This is a genomic window from Kitasatospora sp. NPDC088160 (genome assembly GCF_044741445.1).
Classification (GTDB): Bacteria; Actinomycetota; Actinomycetes; order Streptomycetales; family Streptomycetaceae; genus Kitasatospora.
Map to the genome: position 1 here is coordinate 84,638 of NZ_JBIUSS010000010.1, position 24,903 is coordinate 109,540.

General features: G+C 73.0%; 22 protein-coding genes. 12 read left to right on the forward strand and 10 right to left on the reverse strand.

Annotation, left to right across the window (positions count from 1 at the left end; all coding sequences use genetic code 11):
- Window positions 1-60: 60 nt before the first annotated feature.
- Window positions 61-2,151 (reverse strand): prolyl oligopeptidase family serine peptidase, encoded by a 2,091-nt coding sequence (locus ACIOGZ_RS17115; protein ID WP_363583843.1) that lies wholly within the window; start codon window positions 2,149-2,151, stop codon window positions 61-63.
- Window positions 2,152-2,233: 82 nt separating this feature from the next.
- On the opposite strand from ACIOGZ_RS17115, the gene ACIOGZ_RS17120 reads away from it, so the two are divergent.
- Window positions 2,234-3,406 carry an aminotransferase class V-fold PLP-dependent enzyme gene (locus ACIOGZ_RS17120; RefSeq protein WP_363583841.1) on the forward strand — a complete coding sequence of 391 codons (1,173 nt, stop codon included), beginning with the start codon at window positions 2,234-2,236 and terminating at the stop codon, window positions 3,404-3,406.
- 56 nt (window positions 3,407-3,462) lie between these two features.
- Here the strand turns inward: ACIOGZ_RS17120 and ACIOGZ_RS17125 are convergent, their stop codons facing one another.
- Both ACIOGZ_RS17125 and ACIOGZ_RS17130 read right to left on the reverse strand, forming a co-directional pair.
- The gene (locus ACIOGZ_RS17125; protein WP_363583839.1) at window positions 3,463-3,840 is read right to left on the reverse strand and encodes a metalloregulator ArsR/SmtB family transcription factor; all 378 of its coding nucleotides are present in this window, start codon (window positions 3,838-3,840) and stop codon (window positions 3,463-3,465) included.
- 29 nt (window positions 3,841-3,869) lie between these two features.
- Window positions 3,870-4,244: a hypothetical protein gene (locus tag ACIOGZ_RS17130; RefSeq protein WP_350877952.1), complete on the reverse strand. Its 375-nt coding sequence runs from the start codon at window positions 4,242-4,244 to the stop codon at window positions 3,870-3,872.
- A 344-nt stretch (window positions 4,245-4,588) separates the two neighbouring features.
- Between ACIOGZ_RS17130 and ACIOGZ_RS17135 the strand changes: the two genes are divergently transcribed.
- Window positions 4,589-7,441 carry a DEAD/DEAH box helicase gene (locus tag ACIOGZ_RS17135; protein ID WP_350878048.1) on the forward strand — a complete coding sequence of 951 codons (2,853 nt, stop codon included), beginning with the start codon at window positions 4,589-4,591 and terminating at the stop codon, window positions 7,439-7,441.
- Window positions 7,442-7,864: 423 nt separating this feature from the next.
- Here ACIOGZ_RS17135 and ACIOGZ_RS17140 read toward each other — a convergent pair whose 3' ends face one another.
- From ACIOGZ_RS17140 to ACIOGZ_RS17155, 4 genes are all read right to left on the reverse strand, one after another.
- Window positions 7,865-8,167, reverse strand: a complete 303-nt coding sequence (locus tag ACIOGZ_RS17140; protein WP_363583836.1) for a hypothetical protein — start codon at window positions 8,165-8,167, stop codon at window positions 7,865-7,867.
- Window positions 8,168-8,734: 567 nt separating this feature from the next.
- A complete protein-coding gene (locus tag ACIOGZ_RS17145) occupies window positions 8,735-9,637 on the reverse strand; it encodes a 5'-3' exonuclease H3TH domain-containing protein (protein WP_400986446.1) in 903 nt (300 codons plus the stop codon).
- Window positions 9,638-9,695: 58 nt separating this feature from the next.
- Window positions 9,696-10,763, reverse strand: coding sequence for a cation diffusion facilitator family transporter (locus ACIOGZ_RS17150; protein WP_363583834.1), 1,068 nt, complete (start codon window positions 10,761-10,763; stop codon window positions 9,696-9,698).
- Window positions 10,764-10,917: 154 nt separating this feature from the next.
- On the reverse strand, window positions 10,918-11,646 hold the full coding sequence (locus ACIOGZ_RS17155; RefSeq protein WP_371516265.1) for a gamma-glutamyl-gamma-aminobutyrate hydrolase family protein: 729 nt from the start codon (window positions 11,644-11,646) through the stop codon (window positions 10,918-10,920).
- Between the two features lie 152 nt (window positions 11,647-11,798).
- Between ACIOGZ_RS17155 and ACIOGZ_RS17160 the strand changes: the two genes are divergently transcribed.
- The 4 genes from ACIOGZ_RS17160 (at window position 11,799) to ACIOGZ_RS17175 (ending at window position 16,650) form a co-directional block, all read left to right on the forward strand.
- A complete protein-coding gene (locus ACIOGZ_RS17160) occupies window positions 11,799-13,184 on the forward strand; it encodes a glutamine synthetase family protein (RefSeq protein ID WP_363583830.1) in 1,386 nt (461 codons plus the stop codon).
- A gap of 5 nt (window positions 13,185-13,189) precedes the next feature.
- A complete protein-coding gene (locus tag ACIOGZ_RS17165; protein ID WP_400986332.1) occupies window positions 13,190-14,557 on the forward strand; it encodes an aldehyde dehydrogenase family protein in 1,368 nt (455 codons plus the stop codon).
- Between the two features lie 6 nt (window positions 14,558-14,563).
- On the forward strand, window positions 14,564-15,352 hold the full coding sequence (locus ACIOGZ_RS17170; protein ID WP_363583826.1) for a 3-oxoacyl-ACP reductase: 789 nt from the start codon (window positions 14,564-14,566) through the stop codon (window positions 15,350-15,352).
- A 128-nt stretch (window positions 15,353-15,480) separates the two neighbouring features.
- Window positions 15,481-16,650 carry a DUF2510 domain-containing protein gene (locus ACIOGZ_RS17175; RefSeq protein WP_400986334.1) on the forward strand — a complete coding sequence of 390 codons (1,170 nt, stop codon included), beginning with the start codon at window positions 15,481-15,483 and terminating at the stop codon, window positions 16,648-16,650.
- A 154-nt stretch (window positions 16,651-16,804) separates the two neighbouring features.
- Here ACIOGZ_RS17175 and ACIOGZ_RS17180 read toward each other — a convergent pair whose 3' ends face one another.
- The gene (locus tag ACIOGZ_RS17180; protein ID WP_400803675.1) at window positions 16,805-17,728 is read right to left on the reverse strand and encodes a lytic polysaccharide monooxygenase; all 924 of its coding nucleotides are present in this window, start codon (window positions 17,726-17,728) and stop codon (window positions 16,805-16,807) included.
- A gap of 292 nt (window positions 17,729-18,020) precedes the next feature.
- Window positions 18,021-19,244, reverse strand: a complete 1,224-nt coding sequence (locus tag ACIOGZ_RS17185) for an alanine racemase (protein WP_400986336.1) — start codon at window positions 19,242-19,244, stop codon at window positions 18,021-18,023.
- Window positions 19,245-19,335: 91 nt separating this feature from the next.
- Between ACIOGZ_RS17185 and ACIOGZ_RS17190 the strand changes: the two genes are divergently transcribed.
- Window positions 19,336-20,109, forward strand: a complete 774-nt coding sequence (locus ACIOGZ_RS17190; protein ID WP_363583818.1) for an SseB family protein — start codon at window positions 19,336-19,338, stop codon at window positions 20,107-20,109.
- 76 nt (window positions 20,110-20,185) lie between these two features.
- Here ACIOGZ_RS17190 and ACIOGZ_RS17195 read toward each other — a convergent pair whose 3' ends face one another.
- Window positions 20,186-20,563 (reverse strand): DUF1844 domain-containing protein, encoded by a 378-nt coding sequence (locus tag ACIOGZ_RS17195; protein ID WP_350877933.1) that lies wholly within the window; start codon window positions 20,561-20,563, stop codon window positions 20,186-20,188.
- Between the two features lie 482 nt (window positions 20,564-21,045).
- On the opposite strand from ACIOGZ_RS17195, the gene infC reads away from it, so the two are divergent.
- From infC to ACIOGZ_RS17220, 5 genes are all read left to right on the forward strand, one after another.
- Entirely contained in the window at window positions 21,046-21,822 is a 777-nt protein-coding gene (gene infC / locus ACIOGZ_RS17200; RefSeq protein ID WP_363583961.1) for a translation initiation factor IF-3, read from the forward strand.
- A gap of 141 nt (window positions 21,823-21,963) precedes the next feature.
- Entirely contained in the window at window positions 21,964-22,158 is a 195-nt protein-coding gene (gene rpmI / locus ACIOGZ_RS17205; RefSeq protein ID WP_030055648.1) for a 50S ribosomal protein L35, read from the forward strand.
- Between the two features lie 109 nt (window positions 22,159-22,267).
- A complete protein-coding gene (gene rplT / locus ACIOGZ_RS17210) occupies window positions 22,268-22,663 on the forward strand; it encodes a 50S ribosomal protein L20 (protein ID WP_030055649.1) in 396 nt (131 codons plus the stop codon).
- Window positions 22,664-22,767: 104 nt separating this feature from the next.
- Window positions 22,768-23,634, forward strand: a complete 867-nt coding sequence (locus ACIOGZ_RS17215; protein WP_350877932.1) for an RNA methyltransferase — start codon at window positions 22,768-22,770, stop codon at window positions 23,632-23,634.
- Between the two features lie 110 nt (window positions 23,635-23,744).
- Window positions 23,745-24,848 (forward strand): ATP-binding protein, encoded by a 1,104-nt coding sequence (locus ACIOGZ_RS17220; protein ID WP_363583816.1) that lies wholly within the window; start codon window positions 23,745-23,747, stop codon window positions 24,846-24,848.
- Window positions 24,849-24,903: the final 55 nt, after the last annotated feature.

Here is a 24,903-nt window from a genome sequence, read left to right on the forward strand (position 1 = left end):
AGGGCAAGGCGAAGGGCGCCGCACCACCGGTGCGACGCCCCTGCCCGTGAATCCGGAGGCTCAGCCCAAGGACGCCCGCAGGAAGGCGAGTTCGGCCTGGGTGACCTGCTCGTTCACTCCGCCCGGGGTCATGTGGGTGACGCCCGGCAGCGGCAGCACGCTGTGCGGCCGGCCGGCCTTGGTGAGCGCCTCGGAGAGCAGCAGGGTGTGCGAGGGGTGGACGTTGTCGTCGGCCAGCCCGTGGATCAGCAGCAGCGGCCGGGTCAGCCCGGGCGCGTCGGTGACCAGGCAGTCGTCGGCGTAGCCCTCCGGGTTGTCCTGCGGCAGCGCGAGGTAGCGCTCGGTGTACGCGGTGTCGTAGTGCCGGAAGTCGGTGGGCGGGGCGCCCGCGCAGGCGGCGTGGAAGACGTCCGGGCGGCGCAGCACGGCGAGCGCCGCGAAGTACCCGCCGTACGACCAGCCGCGCACGCCGACCCGGCCGAGGTCGAGGTCGGGGTGCTGCCCGGCGAGCGCCCGCAGGGCGTTCACCTGGTCGTCCAGCGCCACCTGGGAGAAGCGGCGGAAGATCGCCCGGGTGAACTCCGGCGAGACGAACGGGGTGCCGCGGTTGTCGGTGGTGACGACGGCGAAGCCCTGGTCGGCCCACCACTGGCGGAGCTGCCAGCGGCGCGGCTCGGCCGCCACGGCCTGGAAGCCGGGCCCGCCGTAGACGTCCAGCAGCACCGGCAGCCGGCGGCCGGGGACGTGGTCGCGCGGGTACACCACGGCGGTGGGCAGGCCGAGTTCGGTGACCCGGGCGAGCCGTGGCCGCACCCGGTAGGGCAGGGTGGCGCTCAGGTCGGTGAGCGGCAGTGCGGGGCCGTCGAGCGAGGCGTCGAGCGAGCCGTCGCGCAGCAGTCGGCGCCGGATGCCGTCGGCGTCGGCGGTGGTGAGCAGCAGGGTGCGGCCGGCGGCGAGTGCGGAGTGCACGCCGGGGCCGGTGGTGACGGGTTCGGGTGCGCCGCCGTCCGGGTCGACCAGGTGGACGTACTGGTCGGCCGGGTCGCCCTGGCCGGTCTCGCAGAGCAGCCGGTCGTCCAGGTGCCCGACCACCCGGCGGATCTGGAGCCCGGTGGTGTCCAGCGGCTTGCCGTCCAGGGCGAGGCCGCGGGCCTGCGGGGTGTCGTGGGCGGTGAGCAGCCGGCCGTCGGTCAGCCGGGCGGGGGTGCCGGGCAGGTCGTCGACCCAGAACTCGTCGGTGGTGCGGGAGAGTTCGCGGGTCTCGCCGGTGGTCGGGTCGGCGGTCAGCAGCAGGACGTGCTGCTGGAGCCGGTCGGCGACGGTGAGCAGCAGCTCCTGGTCGGAGGCCCAGGTGGCGGCGCAGAGGTAGGGGAACGCGGCGGCGTCCCAGCGGAGCCGTACCCGGCTGCGGTCGAGGCCGAGCACCCAGAGCTGGACGTCCGCGTTGGGGCCGCCGGCCTGCGGGTAGGCGAAGTCCTCGGCGGGCTCGCCGGGGTGGGCGGGGTCGGCGAAGTAGCGCCGGGGGAGGGCGGATTCGTCCACCCGGGCGGCCAGCAGCGCGCCGCCGTCGGGGCGCCACCAGTGGCCGCGGGAGCGGCCGAGCTCCTCGGCGGCGGCGAACTCGGCGACGCCCCAGCGGGCGCCGTCGGCGGGGGAGAGCGGTTCGAGGCCGGGGGTGACGTACAGGGCGTCGTCGGCGACGTAGGCGACGCGTTCGCCGGCGGCGTCCGGCCGGGGGTCGAACGCGGGCCCGGCGACGGGCAGTTCGGTGCCGGTGCCGGTGGCGGTGTCGATCCGGAACAGCCGGCCGTCGAGGACGAGGACGGCGGTCGCGAGGTCGGCGGTGGCCGCGTACGTGCCGATGCCGGCGGCGACCAGGCGGGTGCGTTCGCGCAGCCGTCGTTCGACGGCGGGCAGGTCGTCGCGGCGGCCGGCGCGCCCGGGGGCGAGGACGGCCGGGTCGGCGACCAGTCGTTCCTCGCCGGTGGCGGTGTCGAGCAGGTGCAGGCGGTCGACCGGATCCTCGGAACCGGTCGAGCGGAGCAGCAGCAGCCGGGTACCGTCCTCGGCGAGGGTGAACGCGCGCGGCGCACCGAAGGTGAACCGGCCGGTGCGGGCGCTGAGCGACAGGAAGGGGTCGGTGATGGTCACGGCCCGATCGTCGTCTCGGGACACGCCACCCGACCAGTACCCTGTCATGTGAAATGTCACACATCACAATGCGGAGGATGCCGTGATCGAGGACCTGTGGACCGCCGAACCCCCGGCCCCGCTGCCCGCGGCCGACGGGCTGTTCGGCGTCTCACCGGACGCGGCGCACCTGAACCACGGTTCGTTCGGCGCGGTGCCCGTCCCCGTGCAGCGGGCGCAGCAGCGGCTGCGCGCCGAACACGAGCTGGACCCGGACGGCTTCTTCGCCGACCTGCCGGCCCGGGTCGGCGCGGCGCGGACCAGGATCGCCGCCGACCTGGCCGTCGACCCGGGCCGGCTCGCCCTGGTCTCCAACGTCACCGAGGCGGTCGCGATCGCCCTGGACACCATCCCGTTCGCGCCCGGCGACCGGATCCTGGTCACCGACCACGGCTACGGGGTGGTCACCCGGGCCGCCGCCCGCCGGGCCGCCGAGACCGGCGCCGAGGTGGTCGAGGTCGAACTGCCGCTGGACACCCCCGACGAGCAGGCCGTCCGGGAGGCGGTGCTCGCCGCCGTCGACGAGCGCGTCACCGTCGCGGTGCTGGACCAGATCACCTCGCCCACCGCCCGCCTGATCGCCGGAGCGGGCCTGCTCGCCGACCTGCGCGAGCGCGGTGTGACCACCGTCGTGGACGGCGCCCACGCCCCCGGCATGCTGCCCGCCCCGGTCGACCCGAACGCCGACTTCTGGTTCGGCAACCTGCACAAGTGGGCCTTCGCCCCGCGCGGCACCGGCGTGCTCGCCGTCCGCCCGGAGTGGGTGGACCGGGTGCGCCCGCTCACCTTCTCCTGGGAGCACGACCGGGGCTTCCCGTGGAACGTCGAATGGCGCGGCACCTGCGACTACACGGGCTGGCTGGCCGCCCCGGCGGGGTTCGAGCTGCTGCGCGAGCTCGGCCCCGAGGCGGTGGCCGCGCACAACGCCGCGCTCGCCGGGTACGGCCAGCGGGTGCTCGCCGAGCGGGCCGGCCTGTCGCCGCTGCCCGCGACGCCCGGGGTCTCGATGCGCTCGGTCCGGCTGCCGGCCGGGTGCGTCGAGGCGGAGCAGGACGTGAGACCGCTGCGGGACGAGGTGTGGCAGCGGCTCGGCACCCGGATCGCGATCCGCCCGTGGGCCGGCGGCGGGGTGCTGCGGGTCAGCGCGCAGCTGTACAACCGGCCGCGGGAGTACGAGCGGCTGGCGGACGGGCTGGCCGACCTGCTGAAGGGCTGACCGGCTCGCGGGGGCCGGCCTCCGCGCGTGGCTGGTCCGGGCCGGTCCGCGCGTGGCTAGTCCGGGCCGGCCCGCTCGGAGCTGCCTCGTTCGGAGCCGGCCCGGTCGGAGCTGGCCCGCAGCTCGGCGAGCAGCAGGTTCTGGTCGGCGAGCAGCCCGGTGAGGATCCGCCGGGCCGCTCGCAGCAGGTCGGCGACGTCGCCGCCGGCCAGTGTGTACACCACCGTGCTGCCCTCCCGGGTGGCGGTGACGATGCCGGACCGGCGCAGCACCGCGAGCTGCTGGGAGAGGCTGGAGGGTTCGACCTCCAGCTCGGCGAGCAGCCCGCGGACGGGCGTCGGTCCGGCCTGGAGCAGTTCCAGCACCCGGATCCGGACGGGATGGCCGAGCATCCGGAAGAACTCGGCCTTGGCCTGGTAGAGCGCTACCGCCACGAGTCCCCCCTTCCCTGGTGTCGGTCCGCTCAGATCTCCAGCGAGAGTTCGATCCGCTTGAGCTGGTGGCGGGCCATCGCGAGGTTGGAGCGGCCGCGGTTGAGCGCCAGGAAGAGGAAGAGGCCGCGTCCGGTGGGCGTGGTGATCGGTCGGACCATGTGGTACTGGTTGGTGAGGCTGATCAGGATGTCCTCGATCTCGTTGTCGTGCAGGTTGAGCATCTCCATCGCCCGCATCTTGGCGCGGACCACGTCGGTGTTCCCGGCGGCGGCGACGTTGAGGTCCAGTTCGCCGCCGTCGCCGAGGCTGCCGAGCGCCATGCCGCTGCCGTAGTCGACCAGGGCGACGCCGATCGCGCCGTCGATCCCCATGGCCTCTTTGAGGGACGTCTCCAGGTTCGCCATCGTCGGTGTCCTCCCGTGAGTTGGTGGCGGTCGCTCCGCCGTGGCAACGACGGTAGGGAGACCGGCGGCGGTCCACCGGGGATGACCGGAGACGTCCGAAGCTGGTCGGACTCCGATCACTTGAAGATGTTTGCAACTATGGATGTGAGAGGGAAGCGATCCCGGAATGATCCCGCGGCCGATCCCGCCGTGCGGAAGCCCTACGGAGGCCGCACGGAAGCCGCGGGGAAAGCCGTACGGAAGCCGCACGGAAAGTCGCACGGAAAAACGGTGCTATCGATGTCAGTGCCGCCGGGTAACCTCTCGCTGAGATGCGAGATCACACCAACCACACCCGGACGGCGATGAACACCCCTGAGCCCCAGCCCCACGACGACCAGGAGCTCAGCCCCGCCGAGGCGTACGCGGCCAGCCGCCGCCGGGCCAAGGAACAGGCGACCGCGCTCCACGGCTTCCAGCAGCTGTACGACTTCCCGCTGGACGACTTCCAGCTGGAGGCCTGCGAGGCGCTGGAGGCCGGCTCGGGCGTCCTGGTCGCCGCGCCCACCGGCTCGGGCAAGACCATCGTCGGCGAGTTCGCCGTGCACCTGGCCCTCCTGGGCGGCCGCAAGTGCTTCTACACCACGCCCATCAAGGCGCTGTCCAACCAGAAGTACGGCGACCTGGTCAAGCGCTACGGCGCCGCCAAGGTCGGCCTGCTCACCGGTGACAACACCGTCAACGGCGACGCCCCCGTGGTGGTCATGACCACCGAGGTGCTGCGCAACATGCTCTACGCGGGCTCCAGCACTCTCGACGGCCTCGGCTACGTCGTCATGGACGAGGTGCACTACCTCGCCGACCGCTTCCGCGGCGCCGTCTGGGAGGAGGTCATCATCCACCTCCCCGAGTCGGTCACCCTCGTCTCGCTCTCCGCGACCGTCTCCAACGCCGAGGAGTTCGGCGACTGGCTGGACACCGTGCGCGGCGGCACCCGGGTGATCGTCTCCGAGACCAGGCCCGTGCCGCTGTGGCAGCACGTGATGGCCGGCAACCGGATGTACGACCTGTTCGCCAACCCCGACCGGGACGGCCGCCCCAAGGACGGCCCGCGCAACCCCGGCAAGGCCGTCAACCCCGAGCTGGTCCGGCTCGCCCGCTCCGAGCTGGACCGCAACCCGCGCGACCGGTTCGGCCGCGGCCGGGGCCGCAGCATGCCCAACGGGCGCCCCGGCCGGGTCTGGACGCCGGGCCGGGTGGACGTCATCGACCGGCTCGACGCCGAGGGGCTGCTGCCCGCGATCACCTTCATCTTCAGCCGGGCCGGCTGCGAGGCCGCCGTCCAGCAGTGCCTCAGCTCCGGCCTGCGGCTCAACAAGGACGCCGACCGCGCCCTCGTCCGGGCCTTCGTCGAGGAGCGCTGCGCCGACATCCCCGACGAGGACCTGCACGTCCTCGGCTACTTCGAGTGGCTGGACGGGCTGGAGCGCGGCATCGCCGCCCACCACGCCGGGATGCTGCCGCGGTTCAAGGAGGTGGTCGAGGAGCTGTTCGTGAAGGGCCTGGTCAAGGCCGTCTTCGCGACCGAGACCCTCGCGCTCGGCATCAACATGCCCGCCCGCTCGGTGGTCATGGAGAAGCTGGTCAAGTGGAACGGCGAGACCCACGCCGACATCACCCCCGGCGAGTACACCCAGCTCACCGGCCGGGCCGGGCGCCGAGGCATCGACGTCGAGGGCCACGCCGTGGTGCTCTGGCAGCGCGGCCTCGACCCGGAGGCGCTGGCCGGCCTGGCCGGCACCCGCACCTACCCGCTCAAGTCCTCGTTCCGGCCGTCCTACAACATGGCCGTCAACCTGGTCTCCCAGTTCGGCCGGCACCGCTCGCGCGAACTGCTGGAAACCTCCTTCGCCCAGTTCCAGGCCGACCGCTCGGTGGTCGGCATCGCCCGCCAGGTCCAGCGCAACGAGGAGGGGCTGGAGGGCTACCGCGAGTCGATGACCTGCCACCTCGGCGACTTCGACGCGTACATGGACCTGCGTCGCCGGCTCAAGGACCGGGAGAACGAACTCGCCCGCGAGGGCAGCAGCCAGCGCCGCGCGGCCGCCGTCGAGTCGATCGAGCACCTCAAGCCGGGCGACGTCATCCACGTCCCCACCGGCAAGTTCGCCGGCCTCGCCCTCGTCCTCGACCCGGGCCTGCCGCCGGTCAGCCGCAACGGCCGGGTCGGCCGCCACCCCGACTTCCAGGACGGGCCCCGCCCGGTGGTGCTCACCGCCGAGCGGCAGGTCAAGCGGCTCGCCATGATCGACTTCCCGTACCCGGTCGCCGCCGTCGAGCGGGTGCGCATCCCCAAGTCCTTCAACCCGCGCAGCCCGCAGTCCCGCCGGGACCTCGCCTCCGCGCTGCGCACCAAGGCCGGCCACCTCGAACCCGAGCGGTTCCGCCGGGGCCGCGCGGCCGCCGCCGACGACCAGGAGATCACCCGGCTGCGCACCGAACTGCGCCAGCATCCCTGCCACGGCTGCGACGAGCGCGAGGACCACGCCCGCTGGGCCGAGCGCTACCACCGCCTGCACCGCGACACCGAGGTACTGGAACGCCGGATGCGCTCCCGCACCCACACCATCGCCCGCACCTTCGACCGGGTCTGCGGGCTGCTCACCGACCTCGGCTACCTCAGCGGCGACACCGTCACCGACGACGGCAAGCGCCTCGGCCGGCTCTACGGCGAACTCGACCTGCTCGCCTCCGAGTGCATCCGCGAAGGCGTCTGGAGCGGCCTGGATGCCGCCGAACTCGCCGCCTGCGCCTCGGCGTTGGTCTACGAGGCGCGCCAGTCCGACGACGCCACCGCCCCCCGGGTGCCGGAGGGCGCGGCCAAGGAGGCGCTCGGCCAGATGGTCCGGATCTGGGGCCACCTGGACGCCCTGGAGGAGCAGCACCGGATCAACACCGCCGAGGGCGTCGGCCAGCGCGAGCCCGACCTCGGCTTCGCCTGGGCCGCCCACCGCTGGGCCCTCGGCCACAGCCTGGACCAGGTGCTGCGCGACGCCGACATGCCGGCCGGCGACTTCGTCCGCTGGACCAAGCAACTGATCGACGTCCTCGGCCAGATCCAGGACGCGGCCGGCGAGGACGCCGAACTGCGCCGGACGGCCCGCAAGGCCGTCGACGGCCTGCGCCGCGGCATCATCGCCTACTCCTCGGTGGGCTGACCGCCGAACGCAAGGGGCCCGCCCGTTCACCCCGAACGTGCGGGCCCCTGGCGTGCCCGGCGGCTTCCATCCCCCACCCCCCGCCCCCGTGCGGCTTCGGCTTCGCCTCGCCGCTGGGGCTTCCTCCGCAGAGGAAATGCCTCTGCCCCCGCCGATGACAGGGGCAGAGGCATTCTGATGACAGAAGCGAGATTCCAAGCCGGTGCCGCTTCGGCGGGGCCGAAGCGGCACCGGAATTGCGAGCGGTTGCATGGGAAGTCGATCAGGTCGACTTCTCGTGGAGAAGAGGCAGCCGAAACGAGCGAGGCGACGCTGATGGTCAGGATGTGGGAAGCGCCGGGGCGAAGTAGTCGCGGAGCATCTCCGTGGTCCATGCGGGTTGGCGCACTTCTCCGCGCGGGCCGAACTCCTCGAACCAGGGCTTCACTTCGATGACCGGCGTGCCCGAAGGAGTGCGGCGTTCGCCTCGGCGGCGCGCCCCGCAGCGGCGAGAGCGCGTGCGTGGACGACGCCGAGCAGAGACCGTTCGCGAGGGCTGGCGAGCCGGAATCGGTCGCCGACCATCGACGCCTCGGCGACCCTGACAGCATGGTGCGGCTTCCGGAGGTCGACCGCCTGGTGGGCCATGGCGCGCAGGACGTGGCCGGCCATCGCGGGGTCGTCAGCCTCGGCCGCCAGCTTCACGGCGACGGTGTAGTAGTGCTGGGGGATGTTCCCGGAGAGCATGACGCCTTGGCGGACCCACTGAGTGACGGATGCCCGGCTCGGTCGTGCCGGATCGTTGTGACTGGCCGCAACGGCGCACAAGGCCCGGGCGAGGGCTTCGTTCGGTCGGCCTGTTTCCCGGATGAGCCGGCCCAGCCGCGGCCATCGCGCACCTCTCACTCAACGAGCATGCCTACTCGGAGAGTTGCGCGATGGCTCCCTTATGGCCAGGGGTTACACCAAGATCCCTGCTACACCACTCGTCGGGACGCCATCCGTCAACCACTGCGGCCTCGTGATCACCACTCAACTCCCCTGCCGATCAAAGCCATCGGCAGGACGTTAAGCGGTCGAGATTCGCCGGCGGGATCGTGATTCTCGTATATTCCGGCTCGGGCGGCTGGGGTTCGTGGGAATTCTCAGGCAGAACCGAGTGCCCTGCGGCACCGCGTGATGATGCGGTGGGCGTCAGGCCTCCTCCTGCGGAAGGTCCAGGCGTTCGGCGTCGGCCCGCCAGAGGTACCGGATGACTTCGCCGACGGCATTGTTTCGCCTGGGGCGGCGGAAAGAGGCCCCTCTGCAGGGGGCTCAGCGGGTGGCGAGGGACTCCAGGAGGCGGTCGAGGGAACTGCCGAGGCCCCAGCGGGTGGAGAGTTCCTCCAGGGTCATCGGGTCGAGCGGTTCGTGGGGGAGGGCCGGGTCGAAGGCGGGGAGCGGGGCGTCGGGGGCGACGCGGACGACGGTGGGGGCGACGTCGAGGTAGGCGGCGCCTTCGACGAGGTTGCGGCGGCGGGCGGGGGTGAGCTTGGAGGAGAGGTCGAGGGCGGCGGCGCGGATGGTGGTGAGATCGCCGTACTCGTTGATGAGCTGGGCGGCGGTCTTCTCGCCGATGCCCTTGACGCCGGGCAGGCCGTCGCTCGGGTCCCCGCGCAGGGCGGCCATGTCGGCGTACTGGGCGCCGCGCACGCCGTACTTCTCCAGGAGCAGCGCGTCGTCGGTGACCTGGAGGTTGCCCATGCCCTTGACCGGGTAGAGCACGGTGATCCCGCGGGCGTCGTCGACCAGTTGGAACAGGTCGCGGTCGCCGGTGACGATCTGCACCGGGCCCTTGGCGTGGGCGGTCAGGGTGCCGATGACGTCGTCGGCCTCGTAGCCGGGGGAGCCGACCCGGGCGATGCCGAGCGCGTCCAGCACCTGTTCGATCACCGGGACCTGCGGGGCGAGCGTGTCCGGCACCTCCTCCTCGCCGTCCTCGGCGGCCTCGGCGACGCGGTGGGTCTTGTACGAGGGGAGGAGGTCCACCCGCCACTGCGGGCGCCAGTCGGCGTCCATGCAGGCGACGAGCTGGTCGGGGCGGTGGTCGTGGACCAGCCGGGCGATGAAGTCCAGCAGGCCGCGGACGGCGTTGACCGGTTCGCCCTGCGGGGAGCGCAGGGTGTCCGGCACGCCGTAGTAGGCCCGGAAGTACAGGCTGGCGGAGTCGAGGAGCATCAGTCGCGGTGCGGTCACGTGTCAGATCATGCCGCACCGCGACGACAGGAGGGCGGCTTCAGTGTTCGTGCGGGCCGGCGCGGTGGACCGGGCCGTGCGCGTCGGCGCAGTGTTCGGCGGGTTGTTCGCCCGGGGCGGCGATCTGGAGCAGGGCGCCGGCCGCGTCCTCGCCGACGTGGTCGACCTGGAGCGTGCTGTGGGTGATGCCGTACTCGTCGGCCAGTCCGCGCTGGAGCTCGCGCCGGACGGCGTGGCAGTCGCCGCCGGGGGTGACCAGGATGTGCGCGGACAGGGCCGGCTGGTTGGAGGTGATCTCCCAGATGTGCAGGTCGTGGATCTCCTCGACCAGCGGCTGGGCGACCATCCGGTCGGCCACCGCGTCCGGGTCGATGCCGGCCGGGGCGGCCTCCAGGAAGATCCGCCCGGAGTCGCGGACCAGGCCGATGCCGGCCTTGAGCATCAGCGCGACCACGATCAGCGAGGCGATCGCGTCGGCCCGGACGAAGCCGGTGGTCAGCATGACGGCGCCGGCGACGGCGGTGGCGATGAACGCGTACAGGTCGGTGAGCACGTGCTGGAAGGCGCCCTCGACGTTCAGCGAGCTGCGGTTGGCCTTCGACATGCACCAGGCGGCGGCCAGGTTGACCACGATCCCGATCAGCGCGGTGACCAGCACCAGCGAGCCGGCGACCTCCGGCGGCTCGAACAGCCGGGTGACGGCCTCGTAGCCCAGCCAGGCGGACAGCACCAGCAGGGTGACGCCGTTGGCCTGGGCGGACAGGATCTCGGCGCGCTTGAGGCCGTACGTGTAGCCGCCGCGGGCCGGGCGGGCGGCGAGGCGCATCGCGACCAGCGCGAGGACGATCGAGGCGGCGTCGGTGAGCATGTGCGCCGCGTCGGAGATCAGGGCCAGGGACTTCGCGGCGAAGCCGACCACGACCTCGCCGGCCATGAAGACGACGATGAGCGTGAGGGCGCCGAGCAGCCAGCGGCGGTCGGCGTCGGCGGCGACACCGTGCGAGTGGCCGCTGTGCCCGCCGTGTCCGCCGTGCCGGTGTCCGCCGTGGTCGTGCGCGTGCTTGTGGTCATGCGCATGATCAGTGTGGGAATGCTCGTGCCCGGCCATCGAAGTCCTCTCTGGACGCACGGGTGGGGAGGGGAGGGGCGCGATCGCCCTGCACCCGAAGTGAACCGCAGAACGGACAAAGATCCAAAGGCTGTACTGGTGACCGTTGTCGTTGCCGTTGAGCGGTCGTTCCGAGGGGGCGGGCGCGCCTCGGCTACCCGATCAGCGCGGTGTCCAACTGCGCCGCGGTGGCCGCCCGCACCAGGGCCCGCATCACCCGCAGGTCGTCCCCCTGTTCCGGGTGCCACTGCACGCCCAGGGTGAATCCCGGGCCCTCGACCGCCTCGACCGTCCCGTCCGGCGCGTGGGCCGAGACCCGCAGGCCCGCCCCGATCCGGTCGACGGCCTGGTGGTGGAAGGTCGGCACCTCCACCTCGCTCTCCGGCAGCAGCCCGCCGAGCAGCGTCCCCGGCACCGGCCGCACCAGGTGCGTTCCGTAGCCGCCGTCCGCGCCGCCGTGGACGTCCACCGGCACGACGTCCGGCAGGTGCTGGACGAGGGTCCCGCCGCAGACGACGTTGAGCACCTGCATGCCCCGGCAGATCCCCAGCAGCGGCATCCCGGCCGCCAGGGCCGCCCGCAGCAGGGCCGACTCCCACCGGTCCCGTTCGGGGGAGTCGACCTCGGTGCGGGGGTGGGCGGGCTGGCCGTAGTAGGCGGGGTCGATGTCGGGCCCGCCCGCGATGACGAGGGCGTCGAGCCGGGCGAGCACCTCGGGTGCGCGGTCGGGGGAGTCGGGCGGGAGCAGCACCGCGATCCCGCCGGACTCCTGGACGTACGCGGTGTACCGCTCGGGCACCAGGGCCACCCGGCGGCCCTGCCAGTTGCTCCAACTCGCGTCGACCAGGTAGGTGCTGACGCCGATGAAAGGCCTGCGATCCATGGCGGGCATTCTCCACCCGCACCGCCAGATCCCCCGTCAACCACGCATGTCGGCGCGCCACACCTGCCCGCCCTCTTCCGCGCCGTCCGCCGCAGGCCGTACGGTTCGCTGTGACCGCTTGAACTCGAAGAGTGATCGTGGAGGGTTCCGTCATGCCCGAGAACGCCGCCGCGGGCGTGCCGCCCCGGGCGCCGCTGACCCTGGACGAACTGCGCATGCTGGTGGACACCGGCGAGGTCCACACCGTGGCGCTGGCGTTCACGGACATGCAGGGGCGCTTGCAGGGCAAGCGCTTCGCCGCCCGCTTCTTCCTGGACGAGGTGGTCGAGCACGGCGCCGAGGCCTGCGACTACCTGCTCGCCGTGGACGTCGACCTGAACACCGTCGACGGCTACGCCTTCTCCTCCTGGGCCACCGGCTACGGCGACTTCGCGATGCGCCCCGACCTCGGCACCCTGCGGCTGACCCCCTGGCAGCCGGGCACCGCGCAGGTGACCGCGGACCTGGCCCGGCACGGCGGCCACCCGGTGGACGCGGCCCCCCGCCAGCTGCTGCGCCGCCAGATCGCGCGCCTGGCGGAGTACGGGCTGGCCGCCGACATCGGGACCGAGCTGGAGTTCCTGGTGTTCCGGGACACCTACGAGCAGGCCTGGCTGGGCGGTTACCGCGGCCTGACGCCGGCGAACCTGTACAACGTGGACTACTCGATGCTGGGCACCGCCCGGGTCGAGCCGCTGCTGTCCCGGATCCGCAACGAGATGGCGGGCGCCGGGCTCGTGGTGGAGTCGGCCAAGGGCGAGTGCAACCTCGGCCAGCACGAGATCGCCTTCCGCTACGCGGACGCGCTGACCACCTGCGACCAGCACAGCGTCTACAAGACGGGCGCGAAGGAGATCGCCGCGCAGCAGGGGTGCGCGCTGACCTTCATGGCCAAGTACAACGAGCGCGAGGGCAACAGCTGCCACATCCACCTGTCGCTGCGCGACGCGGTGGGCGCGCCGGCCTTCGCCGACCGGGACGGCCGGATGACCGACACCATGCGGCACTTCCTGGCCGGCCAGCTGACGGCGCTGCGCGAGTTCAGCCTGCTGTACGCGCCGAACATCAACTCCTACAAGCGCTACCGCCAGGGCTCGTTCGCCCCGACGGCGGTGGCCTGGGGCCGGGACAACCGGACCTGCGCCTACCGGGTGGTCGGCCACGGCCCGGGCCTGCGGATGGAGAACCGGGTGCCGGGCGGGGACGTCAACCCGTACCTGGCGGTGGCCGGGATGATCGCGGCCGGCCTGCACGGGCTGCAGCGGAAGCTGGAGCTGCCGGCGCCGTGCCTGGGCAACGCCTACGCCGTCGAGGAGTACGCCCGGGTGCCCGGTTCGCTGCGCGAGGCCGCGGAGTTGTGGGCCGACAGCGAGCTGGCCCGGGTGGCCTTCGGCGACGACGTGGTCGAGCACTACCTGAACATGGCCCGGGTGGAGCAGTGCGCCTTCGACGGCACCGTCACCGACTGGGAGCGCTACCGATCCTTCGAACGGATGTGAGGCCGATGACCGACCCCACCGTCAGCACCGTCCGCAATCCCGCCACCGGAGAGGTGCTCGCCACCGTCCCGGACACCACCGCAGGGCAGGTGGACGCGGCGGTCCAGCGCGCGTCGAAGGCCCAGCCGGCCTGGGCGGCGCTGGCACCGGGCGAACGGGCCCGGCTGCTGCGCCGGTTCGCCGACCAGGTCGAGGTGCACGTGCCGGAACTGGCCGCACTGGAGGTGCGCGAGGCCGGCCACACCGTGGGCAACGCCCGCTGGGAGGCCGGCAACGTCCGGGACCTGCTGGAGTACGCGGCCGGGGGAGTGGAGCGCCTGACCGGCCGCCAGATCCCGGTGGCCGGCGGCCTGGACGTGACCTTCCACGAGCCGGTCGGCGTGGTCGGGGTGATCGCGCCGTGGAACTTCCCGATGCCGATCGCCGCCTGGGGCTTCGCGCCGGCCCTGGCGGCGGGCAACGCCGTCCTGCTCAAGCCCGCCGAGGCGACCCCGCTCACCGTACTGCGGCTGGCCGAACTCGCCCTGGCGGCAGGGCTGCCGGAGGGCCTGTTCCAGGTGCTGCCGGGCCCGGGCGGGACGACCGGCCGGGCCCTGGTGGACCACCCGGCGGTCCGCAAGATCGTCTTCACCGGCTCGACCGTGGTCGGCAAGGAGGTGGCCGCCCGCTGCGCGGCCCGGGCCAAGCGGGTCACCCTGGAGCTGGGCGGCAAGAGCCCCAGCATCGTCTTCGCCGACGCCGACCTGGCCCGCGCCGCGGACCCGATGTCCTTCGCCGACAACAGCGGCCAGGACTGCTGCGCCCGCAGCCGGATCCTGGTCCAGCGGGAGGCGTACGACGACTTCCTGGCGCTGCTGCTGCCCGCCGTCGAGGCGCTGCGCACCGGTGACCCGGCGGACCCGGAGACCCGGCTGGGCCCGCTGATCTCGGCCGCCCAGGTGCGCCGGGTCGCCTCCTACGTCACCCCGGACCTGCCGGTGCTGGCCCGCGGCGCGGTGCCGGACGGGCCCGGCTACTGGTACCCGCCGACGGTGATCGCGCCGACCGACCCGGAGGTGCCGGCGGTCACCGAGGAGATCTTCGGCCCGGTCGCCGCCGTGCTGCCGTTCACCGACGAGGCGGACGCGCTGCGGCTGGCCAACGCCACCCGCTACGGCCTGTCCGGCTCGATCTGGACCAGGGACCTCGGCCGGGCGCTGCGGCTGGCCCGCGGCGTCGCGGCGGGCAACCTGTCGGTCAACTCGCACTCCTCGGTGCGGTACTGGACGCCGTTCGGCGGTTACGGCGAGTCCGGGATCGGCCGGGAGCTGGGGCCGGACGCGCTGCGCCACTTCACCGAGACCAAGAACGTCTTCATCCACAGCGAGGAGTAGCAGCCGATGACGGAGAACGACGCACCGGTGTGCCGCCGCCTGGTCGGCCGCACCGCCGTGATCACCGGCGCCGGCAGCGGGATCGGCCTGGCGGCGGCCCGCCGGCTCGCCTCGGAGGGCGCGAAGGTGGTCTGCGCGGACGTGGACGAGCAGTCCGGGCGGGCGGCCGCGAAGGAGGTCGGCGGCCTGTTCGTGCACACCGACGTCACCGACCCGTACATGGTCGAGGCGCTGTTCGACGAGGCGTACGAGACGTACGGGAGCGTGGACGTCGCGTTCAACAACGCGGGCATCTCGCCGCCGGAGGACGACTCGATCCTGACCACCGGCCTGGACGCCTGGCGCAAGGTCCAGGAGGTCAACCTGACCTCGGTGTTCCTGTGCTGCAAGGCCGCGCTGCCGTACATGCGGCGGCACGGGCGGGGCTCGATCATCAACACGGCCAGCTTCGTGGCCCGGATGGGCGCGGCCACCTCGCAGATCTCGTACACCGCCTCCAAAGGCGGGGTGCTGGCGATGTCCCGGGAACTGGGCGTGCAGTTCGCCCGGGAGGGGATCCGGGTGAACGCGCTGTCACCGGGGCCGGTGGACACCCCGCTGCTGCGGGAGCTGTTCGCCACGGACCCGGAGCGGGCGGCCCGCCGGCTGGTGCACATCCCGTTGGGCCGGTTCGCCCGGGCCGAGGAGATCGCCGCCGCGGTGGCCTTCCTGGCGAGCGACGACTCGTCCTTCATCACGGCGAGCGAGTTCCTGGTGGACGGCGGCATCTCGGGCGCCTACGTGACCCCGCTGTAGCCCCGGGCGGGCGCGACGGTCCTGAGCGTGCCCGACGCACCCCTTCTCACCGTAATCTCATCGAAAACCACCGGAATTCGAGGCCGCGCTGATTTCGCGTTTATCCGCGTGCCTTTAGATTCTCTGTTGTGAGCGAGCAGATTCCCGCCGGGTGGTACCCGGACCCGAAGGACACCGGCGGCGACCCGAGGCCGCAGCGCTGGTGGGACGGCAGGGGTTGGACGGCCAGCACCCGGCCCGCACCCTCGGACGCCCCGGAGCCGGTACCCCCGGCGGCCGGGGCTCCGGGGCCGGGGCCGGCCGACGAGCCCACGGTGCTGCAGGGCGAGGTGCTGGACAGCGGGCCGACCGTCCGCTACCCGGAGCCGCCGCCCTTCGGCACCGCCTACGGCTCCGAGGCGCCGCCGCCGCGCAAGCCCCGGCGCCGGCCGTCCCCGATGGTGATCGCCGCCACCGTCGCGGCGCTGCTCGGCCTGGGCACCGGCTCCGGGATCACCTACCTGGCGATGGACGGCCACAGCGACAACCGCCCGCAGCGCAGTGCCCGGCAGGCCGTGCCGAACGGCGAGAACGGCCCCTGGAACGGCTTCCCGGGCCTCGGCGGGAACGGGAACGGCGGGAACGGGAACGGCAACAACGGGAACGGTGGCAACAACGGCGGCAGCGGCGACGGCAGCAACGGGACCGGTGGCAACGGCGGGCCCGGCGGGAACGGGAACGGCGGCAGCGGCAAGACCAGGCCCGGCGGCGGGAACGCGATCGACCTGGTGAACGGGCTCACCCTGCCCGTCCCCTCCGGCTGGCAGGGCGGCTACACCAGCGACGGCTACGCCGCGCTCACGGTCGGCGCCTACACCTGCCCGGACGGCAGCGAATCGTGCACCCTCGGCGGGGTGACCACCGGCCGGATCGACGGCGGCGGCACCGACGCCCAGGCCGCCGCCAAGGCCGACATCGAGAAGGCGGCCAAGGACTCGTACGGCGCCATCACCGGGCACCAGGAGCTGAAGTCCGAGGCGGTCAAGGTCAACGGCCAGGACGGCTACCTGGTCCGCTGGAAGGTCGACGCTCCCAAGGGCAACAACGGCTACGTGCAGACGGTGGTCTTCCCGTCCACCGACGGCAAGACGCTGATCTCCGTGCACTTCGGCTTCGACATCGCCGACAAGGCGCCGGACCTCGGCCTGATGGACACCATCGTCAACGGCATCGCCGACTTCAAGGGCAAGCTGCCGTCCATCCCGGGCGGCGGGCTTCCCGGCGGCGCCACCGGTGGCACCGGCGGCACCAGCACCTGAGCGGCACCAGCACCTGGGCCACCCGCTCCTCACACGGCGGCGGCCCACCCGGAGAGCACTCTCCGGGTGGGCCGCCGCCGTTCGTTCCGGACGGGGTGGAGCCGCGGAACCGGGCCGGACGGGGGTTTTGGCCGCCCCGGCCCCGCGTCCGGCGTCAGGAGTCGCGTCGAACAGCCTCGATGCGACGGCGCCGGAGCACCATGCCGGCCCAGCCGACGCTGATCGCGGCGGCGCCGGCCAGCAGCAGCGGGCCGGTGGCCGACGTGCCGACGGCCGCGGCGGCGGTCGGGATCACGGCGCCGGCCGGGGAGTTGGGGTCGCCGCCGTGGCCGTGGTGGGCGACCGTGGACTTGGGCGCGTCGGCCGCGATCTGCGCGTCGCTGGGCGCGGCCGGGGCCTGCGCGGCGAGCGCCGGAACCGCCGGGGCACCGGCCGCGGTGGCCGCGCCGAAGTCGACGTCGGAGCAGCTGTAGAACGCCTCCGGGCTGTCGCTGCGCTGCCAGACCGTGTACAGCAGTTGGCGGCCGGTGCGCTGCGGCAGGGTGCCGGCGTAGGTGTAGAAGCCGTTGGTGGCGGTGCGGTCGACCTGCACCTGGGCGACCGGCGTCGGGTCGAGGTCCGACCACTTCAACGGCTTGGTGGCGTCGTAGCCCGGCTTGGTGATGTAGACGGTCTGGGTGCCCACGTGCGGCGCGGTGGTGCGGAACTGGAAGGTGAAGGCGCCCGCCTTGACCGCGGTGGCCGGCCAGTCGGTGCGCGGCCAGTCCAGGGCCTGGTACTTGTCGCGGTTGGCCGAGCAGAGCTTGCCGTCCGGGATCAGCGACTGGTGGTTGCCGGCCGCGTTGGCGATGTTCACCTCGTTCCAGTCGTACAGCGGCTGGGTGCCGCTCGCGGCGACGAGGTCCTTGCAGACCTGGGACACCGGGTGCTCGGGGCCCTCGGCGTAGCAGGCGGCGACCCGGCTGACCGGGTTGGTCATGGTGCCGTGGGCGCTGGCGGTGCCTGCGGTGGAAACGGCCACCGCGAGGGCCGCGGCGCCGACCGCGCCGACGGACAGGGCACTTCGCTTGATGGACATGGGGTGGGGACTCCTTGACCGTCGTTCCGGGCGAGTGTGGGGGGAGCGGACACGCCTGCCCGTTCGGGGGCCGCCGGCCCGGACCGCGGACCCCTGGCCAGAGCGTATGATTGGTCTGGACCAGCTGGCAATAGTCGCGCATGCCACGCTTTCTGACGGACTGTAGGCCCCCGAACAGGGCAAAGGCCCGACGGAACGGCCGGGTTAGGCGTTCCATCGGGCCCGCTTAAGGCTCCGGAAAGGTCGTCGGACGGCCGTTCGGACGGTCAGGCCGCCGCCGGCCGCCGACCGGTCACAGGAACGCCTTCCCCTCGCCCCGGTACGTCGGGACGGTCCGGACGATCCGATCGCCCTCGATCAGGTGCAGTTCGGCGAAGCGCTCGCACAGTTCGCCCGCCTTGGCGTGCCGGAACCAGACCCGGTCGCCGATCAGCAGGTCGTCCGCGGGCGCGCCGAGCAGCGGGGTCTGCACCTCCCCGGCGCCCTCCATCGGGTCGTAGCGCAGCCCCTGCGGCAGGTACGGCACCGGCGAGCGGTCCGGGCCGGCCGCGCCGGAGGCGGGGTAGCCGCCGCCGAGCACCGTCACCACGCCGACGCCGGGGCGGCGCACCACCGGCTGGCCGAACAGCGCGGCCGGACGGCCGTGGAACGAGCGGTAGTTGTCGAACAGCCGGGGCAGGTAGAGCCCGGAGCCGGCCGCGACCTCGGTGACCGCGCGCTCGGCCACGGTGGACTCCACGCTGCCGGTGCCGCCGCCGTTGACGAACTCCAGCTCGGCCACCCGCCGCAGCCGCCGGACCGCGGCCGCCCGCCGCTCGGCCAGTTCGGTCCTGGCCCTGGCCTGCATCAGCCGGATCAGCTGCGAGCGCAGCGGCCGGCCGGGCACCTGGTCGCCCACCCCGGCGACGTGCCCCTCGTAGGCCATCAGGCCGACCACCCGGAAGCCCCGGCGGTGCTGGACGAGTTCGGCGAAGGCGCCGAGGTCCTCGGGGGTGCGCAGCGGGGAGCGCCGGGCGCCCACCCGGACCCGCCCGCCGAGCAGGTGCAGCGCGGTGTCCAGCTCCAGGCAGACCCGCACCTCGGCGTCGCCGCCGCGGGCCTTGTCGATCAGGTCCAGCTGGGCGGGGTCGTCGAGGACGACGGTGACCTCGCGGGCGAGCGCCGGATCGGCGGTCAGCTCGGTGTACCCGGCCCGGTCGGCGGAGGGGTAGGCGAGCAGGACGTCGCGCACGCCGGTGCGGGCCAGCCAGAGCGACTCGTCGAGGGTGTAGCTCATCACCCCGGCGAAGCCGTCCACGGCCAGCGCGCGTTCCAGCAGCGCCCGGCAGCGCACCGACTTGCTGGCCACCCGGATCGGCTTGCCGGCGGCCCGGCGCACCAGGTCGGCGGCGTTGGCGTCGAAGGCGGCGAGGTCGACGACGGCCACCGGACCGTCCAGGTGCGCGGTGGCCCGGTCGTACCGGAGGCGGTCGGAGACCGGAGCGGGAGCGGTCGCGGGTGCGTCGAGGATCACCATGGGCGCAGGGTGCCACACCGCACTACCGGTGGGTAGCCCCCGCGTGCGGGGAAATGGGGCGGCTCGCGCGCGGTGGCATAGGGTCGGGCGGGTGGACCGCAAAGACTTCTCCAACCCGGCGTTCGTCGGCAAGGGCATCCCGAACCCCGGCTTCTCCGACGACGACGGCACCGCAGACCCGGCGCTCGCCGAGGCCCTCGCCCGCTGGTCGCAGGACCGCGCGGCCGAGCCGGAGGTGCTGGCGGCGCTGACCCCCACCCGGCTGATGGTCCCGATCGTCGCGATCCTCGGCGAGGTCGAGGTGGACGAGCACGGGCACCAGCACGAGAAGACCAGCGACATGGCCGTCCCGGTGCTGGAGGCCCCGGACGGGCGCCGCGCGCTGCCGGCCTTCACCTCGCTCGACTCGCTCGCCCGCTGGCGTGCCGACGCCCGCCCGGCGCCGACGGCGGCCCCGCAGGCCGCGATGGTGGCCTTCTCCGAGCGCGCCGACACCCTGCTGGTCGACCCGGCCGGGCCGGTGCCCTTCCAGCTGAGCGGCGCCCGGCTGCGGGCGCTCGCGGAGAACCGCCCGTTCCTGCCGCCGGTCCGGGACCCGGAGGTGCGCGAGGCGGTCCGCGGGCTGCTGGCGGCCGAGCCGCAGGTGCTCACCGGGCTGCTGGCGGCCTCGGAGGGCTCGGACGGGGTGCTCGCGGTGGTGTTCGACCCGGCGCTGGAGCAGGACGGGCTGCAGGCGGCCGTGCAGCGGGTCGGGCGGGCGGTGGCCGCCGACCCGGTGCTGCGGGTGCGGCTGGACCGGGGGCTGGACCTCGCGGTGCTGCCGGCGAGCGCGGAGCTGCCGGGGGAGCCGCTCTACAGGCGGTAGGGAGCGGTGGGGAGCCGTAGGAAGTGCGTCGGGGGCGGTGCGTCGCGTGACGCACCGCCCCCGAGTCGCGTCCGGGTCAGGAGTAGACCGGCCCGGTGAACTTCTCGCCCGGGCCCGTGCCCGGCGCGTCCGGGACGATGGAGGCCTCGCGGAAGGCCAGCTGCAGCGAGCGCAGGCCGTCCCGCAGGGGCGCCGCGTGGAAGTTGCTGATCTCCGGGGCGCCGGCGGTGACCAGTCCGGCCAGCGCGGTGATCAGCTTGCGGGCCTCGTCGAGGTCCTTGTCCTTGTCCCCGCCCTCGGCCAGGCCGCACTTGACCGCGGCGGCGCTCATCAGGTGCACCGCGACGGTGGTGATCACCTCGACGGCCGGGACCTCGGCGATGTCCCGGGTGAGGTCGTCGAAGCCGATCGCGTCGTCGTCCGCGCCGGGGGTCTTGGTGGGCTCGCTGCTCAAGGGGGGCTCGTTCCGTCGTGCCGGTGTCCGTACCCCTGGAGCGTACAAGGGCCCTTCCGGAGGCGGACAAAGGTGGTGAGGTGGGGCGGAATAGCGTTCGACTCCGCAGCGCTGTATGCTTCGAGACTGACCGGCCGGGATCCCGTATGGGCACCTGGCCAGCAAGAGGAGGCTCCACCCAGGAGGCCCGAGAGGGCAACCGCGAAAGTCTCCCACCTGGTCGACCTCAGGGTCGACGGGTCCCGGTCCGCGACGGGCGCCACGGCGCCGAGTCGCAGCAGCGCTCCTCACCAGGGTGTTGCCCCCGGATTGTGTGGAGCCCCGCTTGTACCGAGCGGGGCTTTTTTCGTGTCGCGGTGCACACGGTGCCGAACAGGTGCCGGGCAGCGCAGCACGAATGAAGCCCCGCCCAGTGGTCGAGTCCACTACGTGCGTCCGCCGTCCGACGGCCGCATCGCAGAAGGTGCAACCGAGGAGGCCCCATCAGCACCGAGCCCCGCATCAACGACCGGATTCGCGTCCCGGAGGTGCGACTCGTCGGTCCCAGCGGCGAGCAGGTCGGCATCGTGCCGCTTGCCAAGGCGCTGGAGCTCGCGCAGGAGTACGACCTTGACCTGGTCGAGGTCGCGGCGACCGCCCGGCCGCCGGTGTGCAAGCTCATGGACTACGGCAAGTTCAAGTACGAGTCGGCCATGAAGGCCCGTGAGGCGCGCAAGAACCAGGCGCACACGGTCATCAAGGAGATGAAGCTCCGGCCGAAGATCGACCCGCACGACTATGACACCAAGAAGGGTCACGTCGTCCGGTTCCTCAAGCAGGGCGACAAGGTCAAGATCACGATCATGTTCCGTGGTCGTGAGCAGTCCCGCCCCGAGCTGGGCTTCCGCCTGCTGCAGCGGCTCGCCGACGACGTCCAGGACCTGGGCTTCATCGAGTCGTCGCCGAAGCAGGACGGCCGAAACATGATCATGGTTCTTGGCCCGCACAAGAAGAAGACCGAGGCGATGGCCGAGGCCCGCGCCCTCGCCGACGCCCGCAAGGCCGAGCGTCAGGGCCGTACCCCCGGCTCCGACGCCGCCGCGGACGACGACCTGGTGGACGACGACCTGCTGGTCGACGACGAGGTCGCCGACGACGAGGTCGCCGACGACGAGGTCGCCGACGACGAGGCGACCGAGGCAGAGGACGCCCCGGCCGAGGCACCGGCCGTCGAGGCCGACGCTCCGGTCGAGCAGCCGGCCGCCTCCCAGGGCGCCTGAGCCTTCACCGGCCAGGGCGGCCCGGGAGACCGGCCCCAAGGTGACGGGGCGCCCCGCCCGGTCACACAGATCCATCCAGTTCACGCCCGCGTGGCGCAGGCCGCGCGGGCGCGGACGGGACCGACGAGGAGATACGGCGAAATGCCGAAGCAGAAGACGCACAGTGGCGCCAGCAAGCGCTTCAAGATCAGTGGCTCTGGCAAGGTGCTCCGCGAGCGCGCCGGCCGCCGCCACCTCCTGGAGCACAAGCCCTCGACGCTGACCCGCAAGCTGGCCGGGACCGTCGAGCTGGCCCCCGCTGACGCCAAGAAGATCAAGAAGCTTCTCGGCAAGTGATCGCCCTCCCGCCCGGTGCGAGCCGTGAGCGGGGCAGCTGATCCTTCCCGACCCATTCGAATGACGGACCACGTGAAGTAGTCCGTGGTCCAACCCAAGGAGTAATCAAGTGGCACGCGTCAAGCGGGCAGTCAACGCCCACAAGAAGCGCCGGGTCATCCTGGAGCGCGCCAGCGGCTACCGTGGCCAGCGCTCGCGCCTGTACCGCAAGGCCAAGGAGCAGGTCACCCACTCGCTGGTCTACAACTTCAACGACCGCAAGAAGCGCAAGGGCGACTTCCGTCAGCTGTGGATCCAGCGCATCAACGCTGCGGCCCGTGCCAACGGCATCACCTACAACCGCTTCGTGCAGGGCCTGAAGGCCGCCAGCGTCGAGATCGACCGCAAGATGCTGGCCGACCTGGCCGTCAACGACCCGGGCGCGTTCGCGTCGCTGGTCGAGGTCGCCCAGAAGGCGCTGCCGGCCGACGTGAACGCCCCCAAGGCTGCCGCCGACGCCGCCTGATCTTCCGAGATCAGTCGAGCTCTGACCGGACCCGCAGGCTCCCTGCGGGTCCGGTTCTGCGTTTCCCCGGATCTTCAGCGCCGCCCGCCACAGAGAACGAGACCATGCCGAGCACCGACACCCCCCTGCTCACCTCCCTGCGCTCGCCGCGCGTCGTCGCCGCCCGCCGGCTCGCCAAGCGGAACCAGCGCACCAAGGAGCGCCGCTTCCTGGTCGAGGGCCCGCAGGCCGTCCGGGAGGCCGTCGCCTTCGGCCAGCTGCCGGGCTCGGCCGAGCACGCCGTGGTCGAGGTGTACGTGACCCCGGAGGCCGCCGAGCGGCACGCCGCCATCGTCGAGGCGACGCTGGCCGAGGGGCTGCCGGTGCTGACCGCCACCGACGAGGTGATCGCCGACATCTGCGACACGGTGACCCCGCAGGGCATCGTGGCGCTCTGCCGCTTCATCGACACCCCGTTCGCCGAGGTGCTCAAGGCCCGCCCCAAGCTCGTCGCGGTCCTCGCCCACGTCCGCGACCCCGGCAACGCCGGCACCGTGCTGCGCACCGCCGACGCGGCCGGCGCGGACGCCGTGGTGCTCACCGACGCCTCGGTGGACCTGTACAACCCGAAGGCCGTCCGGGCCTCCGTCGGCAGCCTGTTCCACCTGCCGGTGGCGGTCGGCGTACCGGTCGAGGAGGCCGTCGCGCAGCTGCGCGCGGCCGGGGTCCGGGTGCTCGCCGCGGACGGCGCGGGGGAGCGCGACCTGGACCAGGAGCTCGACGAGGGCACCCTGGGCGCGCCCGGCGCGTGGGTGTTCGGCAACGAGGCCTGGGGGCTTCCGGAGGAGACCCGCGCGCTGGCCGACGAGGTCGTGCGCGTCCCGATCCACGGGCACGCCGAGAGCCTCAACCTGGCCACCGCCGCGGCCGTCTGCCTGTACGCCTCGGCCCGGGCGCAGCGCTCGCCCGGCGGCTGCCGCTCGAACGCCTGACCCGCACGCTCCCGGCGCCACCGGCCGAGGGCCTACTACAGGGGGCTGCGAGGCGCTAGGGTCTGCCTCTGTGGGGGGAACGGCACGGTGGGTAATCGGGGAGGACACCCATGGTCGGCAGCGGGCCAGAGCTCGACCCGGACGACCTACCGGACGGCCTGGTGGTCGCCGATGCGCTGGGCCGGGTGGTCTGCTTCAACCGGGCCGCGGCCCGGCTCACCGGCCTGCCCCCGGAGGCCGCGCTCGGTAGCGGGCTGGAGGACGTCCTCCCGCTGGAGGACCTGGACGGCCGCCGCTGGTGGCAGCTGACCGACCCGTACGGCGGCCTGGCCACCCGCACCGGCCAGCCGGAGCGCAACCTGCTGCTGCCCGGCGGCCGCGAGGTGCTGGTCTCCGCCCGGTACGTCCGGGACGTGCCGCTGGGGCCGCCGCAGCGGGTGGTGATCGCGCTGCGCGGCACCGAGGCCCGGCGCCGCACCGAGCGCAGCCACGCCGAGCTGATCGCCACCGTCGCCCACGAGCTGCGCTCGCCGCTCACCAGCGTCAAGGGCTTCACGGCGACGCTGCTGGCCAAGTGGGAGCGGTTCACCGACGGGCAGAAGCGGCTGATGCTGGAGACGGTGGACGCCGACGCCGACCGGGTCACCCGGCTGATCGCCGAACTGCTGGACATCTCCCGGATCGACGCCGGCCGGCTGGAACTGCGCAAGCAGGTGGTCGACCTGGCCGCCGCGGTGCGCCGGCACGTCGAGCGCAAGGTCGCCACCGGCATCCCCGAGGAGCGCTTCGACGTCCGGATCAGCGAGTCGCTGACCGTCCTGTGGGCCGACCCGGACAAGGTCGACCAGGTGCTGGCCAACCTGCTGGAAAACGCGGTGCGCCACGGCGAGGGAACTGTCACGATCGAGGTGGCACCGGCCAAGGAGGTCGTCGAGGCGCCCCTCTGGGAGCGCTCGGGCACCCCTCCCCGCATCGTGGAAGGAACCGCGGTCACCGTGAGCGACGAAGGAAGCGGCATCCCCGAGGAGTCGATGCCGCGCGTCTTCACCCGCTTCTGGCGCGGTTCCAAGCGCGGCGGCACCGGCCTGGGCCTGTACATCGTCAAGGGCATCGTGGAGGCCCACGGCGGCTCGATCCGGGTCGACCGGGCCCCCTGCGGCGGCGCCCGGTTCCGATTTATCCTGCCCGCCAGCGTTCCGGACTTCATGCTCTGAAGGAGCATGAACGACAAGCAGAGCATGCTCTGAAGGAGCATGAACGACAAGCAGA

What these genes read in the sequence shown, in the direction of transcription:
- ACIOGZ_RS17130 (WP_350877952.1), bottom strand. Translation starts at nt 4,244, where the DNA reads ATGGCGAACCTGGAGACGTCCCTCAAAGAGGCCATGGGGATCGACGGC.
- ACIOGZ_RS17135 (WP_350878048.1), top strand. Translation starts at nt 4,589, where the DNA reads ATGAACACCCCTGAGCCCCAGCCCCACGACGACCAGGAGCTCAGCCCC.
- ACIOGZ_RS17140 (WP_363583836.1), bottom strand. Translation starts at nt 8,167, where the DNA reads ATGCTCTCCGGGAACATCCCCCAGCACTACTACACCGTCGCCGTGAAG.
- ACIOGZ_RS17145 (WP_400986446.1), bottom strand. Translation starts at nt 9,637, where the DNA reads ATGCTCCTCGACTCCGCCAGCCTGTACTTCCGGGCCTACTACGGCGTG.
- ACIOGZ_RS17150 (WP_363583834.1), bottom strand. Translation starts at nt 10,763, where the DNA reads ATGGCCGGGCACGAGCATTCCCACACTGATCATGCGCATGACCACAAG.
- ACIOGZ_RS17155 (WP_371516265.1), bottom strand. Translation starts at nt 11,646, where the DNA reads ATGGATCGCAGGCCTTTCATCGGCGTCAGCACCTACCTGGTCGACGCG.
- ACIOGZ_RS17160 (WP_363583830.1), top strand. Translation starts at nt 11,799, where the DNA reads ATGCCCGAGAACGCCGCCGCGGGCGTGCCGCCCCGGGCGCCGCTGACC.
- ACIOGZ_RS17165 (WP_400986332.1), top strand. Translation starts at nt 13,190, where the DNA reads ATGACCGACCCCACCGTCAGCACCGTCCGCAATCCCGCCACCGGAGAG.
- ACIOGZ_RS17170 (WP_363583826.1), top strand. Translation starts at nt 14,564, where the DNA reads ATGACGGAGAACGACGCACCGGTGTGCCGCCGCCTGGTCGGCCGCACC.
- ACIOGZ_RS17180 (WP_400803675.1), bottom strand. Translation starts at nt 17,728, where the DNA reads ATGTCCATCAAGCGAAGTGCCCTGTCCGTCGGCGCGGTCGGCGCCGCG.
- ACIOGZ_RS17185 (WP_400986336.1), bottom strand. Translation starts at nt 19,244, where the DNA reads ATGGTGATCCTCGACGCACCCGCGACCGCTCCCGCTCCGGTCTCCGAC.
- rpmI (WP_030055648.1), top strand. Translation starts at nt 21,964, where the DNA reads ATGCCGAAGCAGAAGACGCACAGTGGCGCCAGCAAGCGCTTCAAGATC.
- ACIOGZ_RS17215 (WP_350877932.1), top strand. Translation starts at nt 22,768, where the DNA reads ATGCCGAGCACCGACACCCCCCTGCTCACCTCCCTGCGCTCGCCGCGC.
- ACIOGZ_RS17220 (WP_363583816.1), top strand. Translation starts at nt 23,745, where the DNA reads ATGGTCGGCAGCGGGCCAGAGCTCGACCCGGACGACCTACCGGACGGC.